This is a genomic window from Ruegeria sp. YTSC192 (assembly GCF_059609705.1).
This window is the reverse complement of the sequence record NZ_JBXWMG010000006.1, coordinates 249,219-261,271: the sequence shown is the minus strand read 5'-3', so window position 1 is coordinate 261,271 and position 12,053 is coordinate 249,219. Positions and strand designations below refer to the sequence as shown.

Below are 12,053 nucleotides of genomic sequence, written 5' to 3'. Positions count from 1 at the left end.
TGGCTCCGGCGGTAGGGATCGAACCTACGACCAATTGATTAACAGTCAACTGCTCTACCGCTGAGCTACGCCGGAACTGAGGGGCGTATAACAATCCCGATTTTTGCCGTCCAGAGGGGAAGCGCGAGAAATCTGAATTTTTTCGCGCGCTCACGAGAGTCGCCGGAAAACCGCGTCTGACGCGAGCGGGCCATTGTATGTGATTTTGGATTTTCCCGCCAAATCAATCAAATGCGCCAGAACGTTGCGTTCAGCCGCGGGCAGCAGGGCTTTCGGGGTGTCGGTGTAGATACGCTCGGCCAATTGCCGTGCCGAGCCTTGCCGATCTGCCAGCGCTGACAGAATTTGGGCTTCTCGTCCTAGCCTATGCTGAATCAACCACTCCAACCGCTCAGCAGGGTTTTCGATCGGCGCGCCATGACCTGAGTGAAAGACGGACCAGTCGCGCTGTTGCAGCCGATGGCAGGCCGCCATGAAATCAGTGAGGTCGCCGTCGGGGGGAGAGACGAGCGAGCTGGCCCAACCCATCACGTGATCCGCGGTAAAGCAGATATCGCCCCAGGCCAGCGCGATATGATTGCCCAGATGACCGGGGGTGTGGATGACCTCAAGCTGCCAGTCGTCGCCTGTGATGCGTTCTCCGTCCGCCAATTCGATATCTGGCCGGAATGCGGTGTCGATGCCTTCTCCGCCTTGCACCATGCCAGTTTGGGCGAGGTCGGACATGACCGCACTGCGCCCGGCCTCGGGGCCTCCAAAGGCCAGAATCGGGGCACCCGTACGGGCCGCAAGCGGGGCAGCCAGAGGCGAATGGTCCAGATGGGTGTGGGTCACGAGGATGTGGCTGATTCTCTGATCAGGTGTCAGTGCGTCCAGAATCGTCTCCAGATGCACGTTGCTCAGCGGTCCGGGGTCGATCACTGCGATATCCCGCGTGCCCAGAAGATATGTGTTCGTGCCCCGATACGTCATCGGCGAGGGATTCGGAGCCAGAATGCGCCGCAAACCCGGGTGCAAAGCCTGCGCCACGCCAGCCGGCGGGTTGAAATCGTCAGGTGCCTGCATTCTGTCCTCTTTCTCTTGTCCGGGCAGCCCGCTAGGTTTAGCGCATGTCAACGCAATGGCTCAAACCCTATATGCCACGCGGCCTGTATGTCCGGGCTGCCCTGATTCTCGTTCTGCCGGTGGTGGCCTTGCTGCTGGTGGTGGGCATTGCGTTCCTGCAAAAGCATCTGGAGGACGTGACCGCGCAAATGACGCAAGCCGCCGCGCGTGAGGTCAAGCTGATCACCCAGACCATGGCCGAGTCCGAGACCCGGCAACAGGCACTGGCTGCCGCGCGCCCGGACCTGAGCGCCTTGTCCATCAAGATGCAGTTCCTCGATGCAGACGAGATGCCGGAAATCGGCCGGCGCCGGTGGTACGACTTCATTGCGCCACAGGTTGAGGCAGATCTGATGGCAGAACTGCCCGACCTTGCGGCGGTTGCCCTGCCTAGCGGGCAAGAGGCACGCCTGTATATGCCCACTCATCTGGGGCTGTTGCAGTTGACCTTCGATCGACGGCGTCTGTCCCCTGCGGCGCCGCATCAGTTGATTGTGACGATGGTTTTCTTTGCCATCATCATGACCTCAATCTCGTTTCTTTACATGCGCAACCAATTGCGGCCCATCACGCGGCTTGCGGACGCGGCGCAGGCTTTTGGTCGTGGACGGGTGGTGCCGTATTCGCCCGGCGGCGCGGTCGAGGTCCGGGCCGCGGGCAACGCGTTTCTGGATATGCGGGCGCGGATCGAACGGCAGATGGAGCAGCGCACCCTGATGCTGTCAGGTGTCAGCCACGATCTGCGTACGCCGCTGACACGGCTGAAACTGGGCCTGTCGATGCTACCCGAAGAAGACGCTGCTCCCATGCAGCAGGACGTGACCGAGATGCAGTCGCTTCTGGACGCGTTCCTCGATTTTTCACGCGGTGCGGCTGAAGGCGCGCCCGAGGAGGTCAATCCCGAAATATTGCTGTCGCAGATCGCCAGCGACGCAAAACGGGCGGGCCATCAGGCGGAACTGATTGTGGTTGAAGGGCAGGGGACTGCGATGCTGCGACCTTCGGCCATGCGCCGGGCCGTCGAGAACCTGATCGGCAACGCTGTGCGATATGGCAGCAAGGCGGATGTCAGCCTGACGCTGACGCGCAAATCCCTGCGCATCCGGGTCGAGGATGACGGGCCGGGTATCCCGCCCGAGCAGCGGACCGAGGCCGTTAAGCCCTTTTCCCGGCTGGACCCTGCACGCAATCAGAACCAAGGCAGCGGTGTTGGTCTGGGCCTTGCCATCGTAGCCGACATCGCCCGTGCCCATGGCGGCGTCTTGCGCCTTGGAAAAAGCGAGCGACTAGGCGGGCTGTGTGCCGACATCATCGTAGGGCGTTAAGAGCGCGATGTTCTTTGAAGTTAGCGGAATTTGGTAGGCCCGGCAGGACTTGAACCCGCAACCAAAGCGTTATGAGCGCTCTGCTCTAACCAATTGAGCTACAGGCCCGCCTGAGCGCTTTGAGTACCACGGTGATCGCCCGCGTCAAGCCTGACCGTTGCATCAAAGCGCACAATCGACTAACCCGCCCGCAAACCATTCATGAGGGATAGGCCATGACAGCGGGCAAGAACGGAATCACCTACGCCGACGCGGGTGTGGATATTGATGCAGGCAACGCTCTGGTCGACCGCATCAAGCCTGCCGCCAAACGCACCAATCGCCCCGGCGTCATGAGCGGTCTGGGCGGGTTCGGCGCACTGTTCGACCTCAAGGCCGCTGGTTATGAAGACCCTATTCTGGTGGGGGCCACCGATGGCGTGGGCACCAAGCTGCGGATCGCGATTGATACCGGCGTTGTCGATGGCGTCGGCATTGATCTGGTCGCTATGTGTGTCAACGACCTCATCTGTCAGGGTGCTGAGCCTCTGTTCTTCCTTGATTATTTCGCCACCGGCAAGCTGGACACCGAGACCGCCGCGCGGATCATCGAAGGCATAGCCGAAGGCTGCGCGCAGTCGGGATGCGCCCTGATCGGCGGCGAAACCGCCGAGATGCCGGGCATGTATCCCGATGGTGATTTCGATCTGGCCGGGTTCTCGGTCGGCGCGATGGAGCGGGGTGCGGATCTGCCCGACGGCGTGCAGGCGGGTGACGTTCTGCTGGGGCTGGCCTCGAACGGGGTGCATTCCAACGGCTATTCTCTGGTGCGCAAACTGGTCGAAATTTCGGGTCTGGGCTGGGAGGCCGACTCGCCCTTTAGCGACGGTACTCTGGGTGAGTCGCTGCTGACGCCGACGCGCCTCTATGTGAAGCCGGCTCTGGCCGCGATCCGGGCCGGGGGTGTGCATGCGCTGGCGCATATTACAGGTGGTGGTTTGACCGAGAACCTGCCACGAGTTCTGCCCGAAGGGCTGGGTGTGCAGATCGATCTGAACGCTTGGGATTTGCCGCCAGTCTTTGGCTGGATGGCCGAAACCGGCGGCATTGCCGAAGCTGAGATGTTGAAGACCTTCAACTGCGGTATCGGCATGATCGTGGTCTGCGCTGCCGATCAGGCCGAGGCGCTGACCGAATTGCTGGCCGAGGCGGGTGAGACCGTGTCGCGCATCGGTACCGTGACTGACGCGGCTGGCGTGGCCTATTCGGGCAAACTGCTGTGAGCCACAAGCGCGTCGCGATCCTGATTTCCGGCGGCGGGTCAAACATGGTCTCTCTGGTCGACAGCATGACCGAAGACCATCCTGCGCGCCCATGTCTGGTTCTGTCCAACGACGCGCAGGCCGGCGGGCTGCAAAAGGCCCGGGATCGCGGCATCGAAACGGCCGTGGTCGATCACCGCCCATTCAAAGGGGATCGGGCGGCGTTTGAGGCGGAGTTACTGAAGCCGCTTGAGGCCGCGCAACCCGATATCGTCTGTCTGGCCGGGTTCATGCGGGTTCTGACCGGCGATTTCGTCTCGCGTTTTCAGGGGCGGATGCTGAACATTCACCCCTCGCTGCTGCCGAAATACAAAGGTCTGCACACCCATGCCCGCGCGATCGAAGCCGGTGACGCCGAACACGGCTGCACCGTGCATGAGGTCACCGCGGCGCTCGATGATGGCCCAATTCTGGGGCAGGCGCGGGTTGCTATTGCTCCTGATGACACTCCTGACAGCCTCGCCGCCAAAGTGCTGGTTTATGAGCACCAGCTCTACCCGTCGGTGCTGCGGCGGTATGCGGAAGGCAACAGGTCCGTTCTTATGCTGCCCTGATCGCCCTTGGGTGATTTACACCCGGCGGAAATTCGTCCTATGGTCGCCGATAACGCTCGGGACGGAAGAAAAACGGGCAGTCACACAAAGAACAAGAATAGTACGGCGCATGAGAACTCTGACAACGACGCAAGAGCTGGCTGATTTCTGCTCGGCTGCGGCTGCATTTCCCTATGTCACGGTAGACACTGAATTTCTGCGCGAGCGGACCTATTATTCGAAACTGTGTCTGGTGCAACTGGCCTTCCCCTCCGAGGATGAAGACAGCGCTGTTCTGGTGGACCCGCTGGCCGATGGTATCTCGCTTGAGCCGCTTTATGAGCTGTTCCGGAATGAAGGCGTGGTCAAAGTGTTCCACGCCGCGCGTCAGGACCTTGAGATCTTCTGGGTCGATGCGCAAGTGTTCCCAACCCCGCTGTTTGACACGCAGGTTGCTGCGATGGTCTGTGGCTTTGGTGAACAGGTCGGCTACGAGACGCTGGTGCGCAAGATCTGCAAGCAGGGGGTGGATAAAACCTCGCGCTTTACCGACTGGTCGCGGCGTCCTCTGACGGATGCGCAAAAGACCTATGCGCTGGCCGATGTGACCCATCTGCGCAAGATCTACGAACATCTCGCGGCCGAACTTGAGAAAACCAAGCGCAGCCATTGGGTGTCCGAGGAACTGCGTATTCTGACCCAGCCCGGCACCTATGACATCCGGCCCGAAGATGCGTGGAAGCGTGTCAAAACGCGGACGAACTCGGCCAAGTTTCTGGCGGTTGTGCGGGAATTGGCGCAGTTCCGCGAATCCCATGCGCAGGACAACAACATCCCGCGCAACCGCGTTTTCAAGGATGACGCGCTGATCGAGCTGGCCTCGACCAAGCCCAAAACGCCATCGGACCTTGGCGGCTCGCGCCTGTTGCTGCGTGAGGCCCGCAAGGGGGCGATTGCAGAAGGCATTCTGGCGGCCGTCAAAAAAGGCGTGAATTGCCCGCCTGAGCAGCTGCCCAAGGTCGACACAAGCCGCGACAAGCTAAAGGTCAACCCGGCGCTGTCCGATCTGTTGCGGGTGCTGCTGAAATCGAAAACCGAAAGCTCGGGCGTGGCGGCAAAACTGATCGCCACCAGCGCCGAACTGGACCAGATCGCAGCGGGCGAGCGCAGCCTTCCCTCCATGACCGGCTGGAGGTTCGAGGTGTTCGGTGAGGATGCTCTGAAGCTGTGCGAAGGCAAGATCGCGCTGGCGGCAAAGGGGCAGAACGTAAAGGTCGTGCCCCTCTGACCGCTTATAGCGTTTCGAGTTTTTTGAAAAACACCCAAGCATCGCTTTTCGCGTTCGACCGAAGGGAGAGGCAGCGAACAAGCGATTCAACGTAAATTCGAAACGCTCTAGCGGCGACGCGATTCCAGGGCGTTTTGCTGACCAACCACGCGGACCAGGCGAATGCCTTCAAGCTCTTGCCGGGACACGTTGACGGCGTCCGAGACCATGCGTGAACGCTCAGTGCCCTGTGCGGTCTGCGCCTTGGGGTAGTTTACCAGGAAGGTGAATTCCATCACGCCGTTCTTCTGGTTTTCCTCAGACTCCACAGGCACGAGGCGGGCGTTGAACGCGCCTTGGCGTTGCGCCGTGCCCGAGGAATAGACGATCGCTCCGGTGGGCGTTGCGTCGATCCGCAGCTCGTCGATTTTTGCAATCGGAACGCTGGTGTCTTCTTCTTCGGGCCGGTCAAACAAGCCGATGCCTTCGCGTTGCTGTGGAACCAGAGCATAAGCTTCGTCCACCGGAGCTGTTTCGACCGGTGCCGGTTGGCTTGATCCGAACCAATTGGACGGGTTTGCCCGCGAATCGCGCCAGCTGCTGCAGGCAGACAGGGTCAACGCGACGACGACAATAAGAGACAATGATTTTTGCATGGACCCACGGCTTTAACAGTCATTCACGCAATGGGTTAGCGCAATTTCCCTGTCTTGAAAAGCCACGGCGAGGGCTGGACAGGGGGCTATCGTCGGCATAGGTCACAAATGTGAATGAAACAGAAGGACCGCCGCGTTATGGCAACCCCTGCCTTTGAAGAAATTGTCGAAGATTTCGAGTTCCTTGAAGATTGGGAGGATCGCTATCGCCATGTGATCGAGCAGGGCAAAGCGATGGACCCTTTGGACGATGCGCTGAAAGTCCCGGCAACCAAAGTGGACGGGTGCGCCAGTCAGGTGTGGCTGCACCCGATGATCGACGGTGGCGTGTTTCGGTTCGATGGGGATAGCGACGCGTTGATCGTGCGCGGCCTGATCGCGGTTTTACGTTTGCTTTACAACGATTTGCCCGTGGCCGAGGTGATCAAGGTCGACGCCGGAGGAGAGCTGGCGAGGCTGGGTCTGAACGATCACCTGTCCGCGCAGCGGTCGAACGGTCTGAGGGCGATGATCGAACGCATCCGCGAAGTCGCGCAGGAGAACGCGTAGCGTCAGCGCGTTCTCGTCGCCCAATCAGTCAGCGTGGTTTCCAGATCGCCATAGCCTGTCAGGCGGCGCTCAAAATCCAGTCCCATACGCGCGGCACATTCCTGTGCGCGTGCCGTCAGCGCCGGATCATCCGTTTGGGCCTGATAGACCAGCTTGGTGTAATTCCCGAAATACATGTCCCGCAGCTGGGGATGGCGATCCAGACCCAGCGGTTTCCAGACAAAGGCATCGAACTGTCGGGCCAGAAAGTCGGTCAGGTAGAAAGCGGTTGTCTCGTCCTCACCTTGAGCGGCAAAGGCCTCATTCCCTTCGAAGAACGAATAGCAATGCGGGCCTTTGACCATCTCGACGCCCAGCCGGTCACAGGCCTGTTGAAGCAGGCCGCCGGTGCCGCAATCTGCGTAGACGACGAAGACCTGATCATACTTCTCACGATGCTTGGTAATCGCATCCTCGACGGCCTGAGTGATCTTCTCGGGGTGGACATGCAGGATGGCGGGCAGGCAGGTCAGGTCCATATGGTCCCAGCCGTTACGGTTCTTGAGGTCCAGAATCTCGCGTGCCAAAGCCCCGCAGGCCAGCAACAGGATACGCCCCTTGCCGGTTTCGTCATATCCATCGGTCGTCAGACTGGTGTCATCGGGATGTTGGCTCTGTGACATTCCTGGATCCTCTGGCTGGTCCGGGTGATTTTGCCCGAAAACGCGGCTTGGAACAAAAAGGCCGCCCGAAATCGAGCGGCCCTTTCAGAACATAAAACGGTGTTCTTATCCCGCCAGTTGGTTGTGCTTGCGCGAGACGAAGTCCTTGGCGGTCTCAACCGCCACAGCCGCGTCACGGCAATAGGCGTCAGCGCCGATGGCTTTGCCGAACTCTTCGTTCAGCGGCGCGCCGCCAACCAACACGATGTAGTCATCGCGGACACCTTGCTCGACCAGCGTGTCGATCACGACCTTCATGTAAGGCATGGTCGTGGTCAGCAGGGCCGACATGCCCAGGATGTCGGGCTGTTCGTTTTCCAGCGCTTCCAGGTAGTTCTCGACCGGGTTGTTGATGCCAATGTCTACAACTTCGAAGCCAGCGCCTTCCATCATCATCGAAACAAGGTTCTTGCCGATGTCGTGGATGTCGCCCTTCACGGTGCCGATCACCATCTTGCCAACGCGCGGTGCGCCGGTTTCAGCCAGCAGAGGCTTCAGGATCGACATGCCGCCCTTCATGGCGTTGGCGGCCAGCAGAACTTCGGGCACGAACAGGATGCCGTCGCGGAAGTCGTGGCCAACCACAGTCATGCCGCCGACCAGAGCTTTGGTCAGGATGTCGTAGGGGGTCCAGCCGCGCTCGAGAAGGATGTTGGTGCCTTCTTCGATCTCTTCTTTCAGACCGTCGTAGAGATCGTCGAACATCTGTTCAACAAGCTCTTCGTCGTTCAGTTCGGACAGGATGATGTCTTCTTCGTCAGACATGGGGTGTTTTCCTGAGCTGTGCGGACTCTTGGTCCGGGGTGGCATTTTTTCCGTTTTGGCCAAATCGTCGCAGTTTTACTGTGACGATTGCGACCTCGGCGGTTTCGGGACCGACCTTTATGTCAAAAAACGGCATCGGGCGACAGAATAATATGCATGATCATCCTGTGTCTGGCTCAGGTTAGCAAAAACAGGGGGTGGTTGCCTCGCCTTCATTATTCGCCTACCTATTGAATGCGAACGAATGGTGAACATATGCAACCTCAAACCAAAATCCGCGCTCGGGGGACCGCATCCAATGACGCAGGTCGCTTTGAAAAACTTGCCACGGTCCAGACGGATGACGGGTGGGACATCGAAGAAGACCAGCCGCTTCTGAGGACCGAGGTTCGCGACGAGGTGGCGCGCAGTGTGATCACCTATAACCGCTCGCCCGACCTGCCGTTTGATCGCTCGATCAATCCGTATCGGGGGTGCGAACATGGTTGCGTGTATTGCTTCGCACGGCCCAGTCACGCCTATCTGGGGCTGTCTGCAGGGCTGGATTTCGAGACCCGTTTGACCGCGCGCGGCAATGCGGCCGAGGTCCTGCGCAAGGAATTGTCCGCGCGGTCCTACAAGGTCGCGCCGATTGCCGTGGGCACCAACACCGACCCTTATCAACCCGTTGACAAAGAACGCGGGATCACGCGGGCCTGTCTGGAGGTTTTGCGGGATTTCAACCATCCCGTTGCGATCGTGACCAAAGGCACCCTGATCGAGAGGGACCTGGATATTCTTGCGCCCATGGCCGCACAAGGGCTGGTTCGGGTCGGGATTTCCCTGACAACGCTCGATGCGGGCCTGTCCCGTCGGATGGAACCGCGCGCGCCGTCCCCCAAACGGCGGCTGGAGGTCATCCGGCGCCTTACCGGGGCAGGGGTGCCGGTGCGTGTGATGACCTCGCCCGTAGTGCCGGGGTTGACGGATCATGAGTTGGAGACCCTGCTGGAGGCCGGGCAGGAGGCGGGTGCCGACACCGCAAGTTGGATCATGCTGCGCCTGCCCCGAGAGGTGTCAGCCCTGTGGCAGGACTGGCTGGCCGAACATGAACCCGCGCGGGCCGAAAAGGTCATGGCGCGGCTGCGCGAAATGCATGGCGGGCGCGACTATGACCCGCGCTGGGGCCATCGGATGCGGGGCGAGGGCGAGTATGCCGAATTGATCGCAAAACGCTTCAGGGTGGCCGTCAAACGGTTGGGTTTGAAAGTGAGATCTGACGAACTGCGCTGCGATCTTTTTGCAAAACCTGCACAGCCGGGCGACCAGATGAGCCTATTCTAGGCCGTGCCTCAGAAGCTGATGCCGATCCCCGCCGTGAATCCGTTGACCGTATCGCTACCATAATAGCGGACCATGATCCGAGTTGTTGTGACCCATGGAACCCAGGTGTCGGACAGATCGACCTCGATCCCGCCGCCGACACGGGCCAGCCAATCCGTGCCCAGAACCAGCGACTGATCTCCGATCAGGTAAGAAAAAGACAGATCTCCGACCCAACGCACCGGTCGGCCAAACATCCGACCGCCTGTCGGAAACCGGTACCGTGACCAAAGCACTGCATTTGCAGCCGTCGATTGCACGAGGAGGTCTTCGTCGTCACCAATGGGCCAGTATTCGATGTGCGTGTAGCGAAGGCTCACCTCGAATTCTCGGTCGTTGCTCAGGGGGCGTGCGTAGTCCAGCGTCAGTGAACCACCCGCGCCTCCGGCCCATAGGCCGCCGCTTTCGAGAAACTCACCCTCGATGCCTAGTCGCTCAGCGATCACTTGAGTGGCGACCGAGGCATCAGACTGGGTGCGCCCGATCGAGATATGCGCCATGGGCGTCAGTTTCCAACGCTCTCCCAGATCGAACTGATAGCCGATCCCGCCGGTCAAAGCGACGCTTGTCCATTTCAGCGGCAAGGTTGTGGTGCTGCCTGAGTCGGAAAAGAACAGAACCGGGTCATAGCGCGCATAACCGATATACCCTTCCAGGTAGATGGGCACGCCTTCGCTGAGGCGAAACCCCCCGCCCAATTGCGCGGATTTAAAGTCATACTCGCGGTTCCGCGTGTTCGATTGCAGAGAAATCGCGCTGGCCGAATCGTCGGGAATGCCGGCAAGACCCAAAATTGCCAATGATCCGGCGGCGTTTTCGCGCTGGATGTCCTTGAAGATATTCTCAATTATTCCCTGCGCCAAACCGGAGGCCGGAAAAGCGAAGAACGCTAGAAAGGCTGTTTGAATAAATCGTGATATCATCGCAACGCAGACCTTCTTCAAAGTCGCCAAACCTTATTCATGGTCTCAGGCTCAGAAAAGCGGGTGCGAAAAGGGCCCGGGCAAGTGACGCAACGCTACAACAGCACCCTTTGGTAGAAAAAAGGCCCCGGAACGTCCGGGGCCTTGGTTCTGTTCGACTTGATACGCCGTTCAGCGCTTTTCGATATCCACGTAGTCGCGGAGCGTTTCGCCCAGATACAGCTGACGCGGACGGCCGATTTTGTTCTGAGGATCGGCGATCATCTCTTTCCACTGGCTGACCCAGCCCACGGTGCGCGACAGGGCAAAGATCGGGGTGAACATCGAGGTCGGGAAACCCATCGCCTCGAGGATGATGCCCGAATAGAAATCCACGTTCGGGAACAGCTTTTTCTCGGCGAAATACGGATCTTCCAGTGCCTGCTTTTCCAGCGCCTTGGCGACCTGAAGCTTGGGGTTGTTCTCGACCCCCAGCAGATCCAGAACCTCATCCGCCGATTGCTTCATCACCTTCGCACGCGGGTCGAAGTTCTTGTAAACCCGGTGGCCAAAGCCCATCAGGCGGAACGGATCGTTCTTGTCCTTCGCGCGTGCGATATATTCGGGAATGCGATCAACTGTTCCGATCTCTTCCAGCATCTCAAGGCAGGCCTGGTTCGCACCACCATGCGCCGGTCCCCAAAGGCAGGCGATGCCAGCAGCGATACAGGCAAACGGGTTGGCACCCGAAGACGACGCTAGACGCACGGTCGAGGTCGAGGCGTTCTGTTCATGATCCGCGTGCAGGGTAAAGATGCGATCCATCGCGCGGCTGAGGATCGGGTTCACCTCATATTCTTCGGCTGGAACGCTAAAGCACATGCGCAGGAAGTTCGACGCATAGTCCAGATCGTTGCGCGGATACACGAAGGGCTGGCCGGTGTGGTACTTGTAGGCCCAGGCCGCAATCGTCGGCATCTTGGCGATCAGGCGGTGCGAGGCAATCTCGCGCTGGTCCGGATCCGAGATATCGGTGGAATCGTGATAGAAGGCCGACATTGCGCCGACAACGCCAACCATGATTGCCATCGGGTGCGCGTCGCGGCGGAAACCGCGGTAGAAATACTGCATCTGTTCGTGCAGCATCGTGTGGCGCGTGATTGTGGATTCAAACGTTTCAAGATCCTTCGCACCCGGCAGCTCTCCGTAAAGAAGCAGGTAGCAGACCTCGAGGAAATGCGATTTTTCGGCCAGCTGATCAATCGGGTAGCCACGGTGCAACAGCTCGCCTTTGTCGCCATCAATATAGGTGATGGTGCTGTCGCAGCTTGCGGTCGAGGTAAAGCCGGGATCATAGGTGAACACACCTGCCTGACCGTAAAGCTTGCGAATATCGACAACATCAGGCCCGGCAGTTGGAGAGTGAACGGGCAACTCATACTCTTTGCCATGGACGGTCAGAGTTGCAGTCTTGTTGCTATCAGTCATGGTTGTCCCTTCTTCATGTGTGCGCAGATCAGTTCATCGCCCTGACCTACGGGCAATGACTGCGCGCGGGCGCGCAGCCCGGGTGTGTTAGCGGTGCAGC

At 59.6% G+C, this 12,053-nt stretch carries 12 protein-coding genes and 2 tRNA genes; 6 read left to right on the top strand and 8 right to left on the bottom strand.

The features are described from left to right. Together AC2FD8_RS11450 and AC2FD8_RS11445 are read right to left on the bottom strand one after the other, a co-directional pair. Positions 1–75 (bottom strand) — tRNA-Asn (locus AC2FD8_RS11450). 75 nt (positions 76–150) lie between these two features. Beyond that, on the bottom strand, positions 151–1,065 hold the full coding sequence (locus AC2FD8_RS11445; protein WP_496856196.1) for an MBL fold metallo-hydrolase: 915 nt from the start codon (positions 1,063–1,065) through the stop codon (positions 151–153). A gap of 44 nt (positions 1,066–1,109) precedes the next feature. Between AC2FD8_RS11445 and AC2FD8_RS11440 the strand changes: the two genes are divergently transcribed. Next, positions 1,110–2,429: an ATP-binding protein gene (locus tag AC2FD8_RS11440; protein WP_496856194.1), complete on the top strand. Its 1,320-nt coding sequence runs from the start codon at positions 1,110–1,112 to the stop codon at positions 2,427–2,429. Between the two features lie 31 nt (positions 2,430–2,460). Here the strand turns inward: AC2FD8_RS11440 and AC2FD8_RS11435 are convergent. Next, positions 2,461–2,537: transfer RNA gene (locus AC2FD8_RS11435), tRNA-Ile, on the bottom strand. Between the two features lie 107 nt (positions 2,538–2,644). On the opposite strand from AC2FD8_RS11435, the gene purM reads away from it, so the two are divergent. The 3 genes from purM (at position 2,645) to rnd (ending at position 5,551) form a co-directional block, all read left to right on the top strand. Further along, positions 2,645–3,691, top strand: coding sequence for a phosphoribosylformylglycinamidine cyclo-ligase (purM, locus tag AC2FD8_RS11430; RefSeq protein WP_496856192.1), 1,047 nt, complete (start codon positions 2,645–2,647; stop codon positions 3,689–3,691). After that, positions 3,688–4,284: a phosphoribosylglycinamide formyltransferase gene (gene purN, locus AC2FD8_RS11425; RefSeq protein ID WP_496856191.1), complete on the top strand. Its 597-nt coding sequence runs from the start codon at positions 3,688–3,690 to the stop codon at positions 4,282–4,284. Before purM ends, purN begins: the two co-directional genes overlap by 4 nt. A 109-nt stretch (positions 4,285–4,393) precedes the next feature. Beyond that, on the top strand, positions 4,394–5,551 hold the full coding sequence (rnd, locus tag AC2FD8_RS11420; protein WP_496856189.1) for a ribonuclease D: 1,158 nt from the start codon (positions 4,394–4,396) through the stop codon (positions 5,549–5,551). A 107-nt stretch (positions 5,552–5,658) separates the two neighbouring features. Here the strand turns inward: rnd and AC2FD8_RS11415 are convergent, their stop codons facing one another. Next, the gene (locus AC2FD8_RS11415; RefSeq protein ID WP_496856187.1) at positions 5,659–6,174 is read right to left on the bottom strand and encodes a hypothetical protein; all 516 of its coding nucleotides are present in this window, start codon (positions 6,172–6,174) and stop codon (positions 5,659–5,661) included. A 150-nt stretch (positions 6,175–6,324) separates the two neighbouring features. Here AC2FD8_RS11415 and AC2FD8_RS11410 point away from each other — a divergent pair, with 150 nt between their 5' ends. Further along, positions 6,325–6,735 (top strand): SufE family protein, encoded by a 411-nt coding sequence (locus AC2FD8_RS11410; RefSeq protein ID WP_496856208.1) that lies wholly within the window; start codon positions 6,325–6,327, stop codon positions 6,733–6,735. 2 nt (positions 6,736–6,737) lie between these two features. On the opposite strand, the gene AC2FD8_RS11405 is transcribed toward AC2FD8_RS11410, so the two are convergent. Together AC2FD8_RS11405 and AC2FD8_RS11400 are read right to left on the bottom strand one after the other, a co-directional pair. Continuing rightward, entirely contained in the window at positions 6,738–7,397 is a 660-nt protein-coding gene (locus AC2FD8_RS11405; protein ID WP_496856185.1) for a DUF1638 domain-containing protein, read from the bottom strand. A gap of 105 nt (positions 7,398–7,502) precedes the next feature. After that, positions 7,503–8,201 (bottom strand): cobalamin B12-binding domain-containing protein, encoded by a 699-nt coding sequence (locus AC2FD8_RS11400; RefSeq protein WP_170638626.1) that lies wholly within the window; start codon positions 8,199–8,201, stop codon positions 7,503–7,505. 255 nt (positions 8,202–8,456) lie between these two features. Between AC2FD8_RS11400 and AC2FD8_RS11395 the strand changes: the two genes are divergently transcribed. Continuing rightward, a complete protein-coding gene (locus AC2FD8_RS11395; RefSeq protein ID WP_496856183.1) occupies positions 8,457–9,524 on the top strand; it encodes a PA0069 family radical SAM protein in 1,068 nt (355 codons plus the stop codon). An 8-nt stretch (positions 9,525–9,532) separates the two neighbouring features. On the opposite strand, the gene AC2FD8_RS11390 is transcribed toward AC2FD8_RS11395, so the two are convergent. Together AC2FD8_RS11390 and gltA are read right to left on the bottom strand one after the other, a co-directional pair. Beyond that, entirely contained in the window at positions 9,533–10,486 is a 954-nt protein-coding gene (locus AC2FD8_RS11390) for an autotransporter domain-containing protein (protein WP_496856181.1), read from the bottom strand. A gap of 171 nt (positions 10,487–10,657) precedes the next feature. Next, positions 10,658–11,953 carry a citrate synthase gene (gene gltA / locus AC2FD8_RS11385; RefSeq protein WP_496856179.1) on the bottom strand — a complete coding sequence of 432 codons (1,296 nt, stop codon included), beginning with the start codon at positions 11,951–11,953 and terminating at the stop codon, positions 10,658–10,660. Positions 11,954–12,053 lie beyond the last annotated feature (100 nt).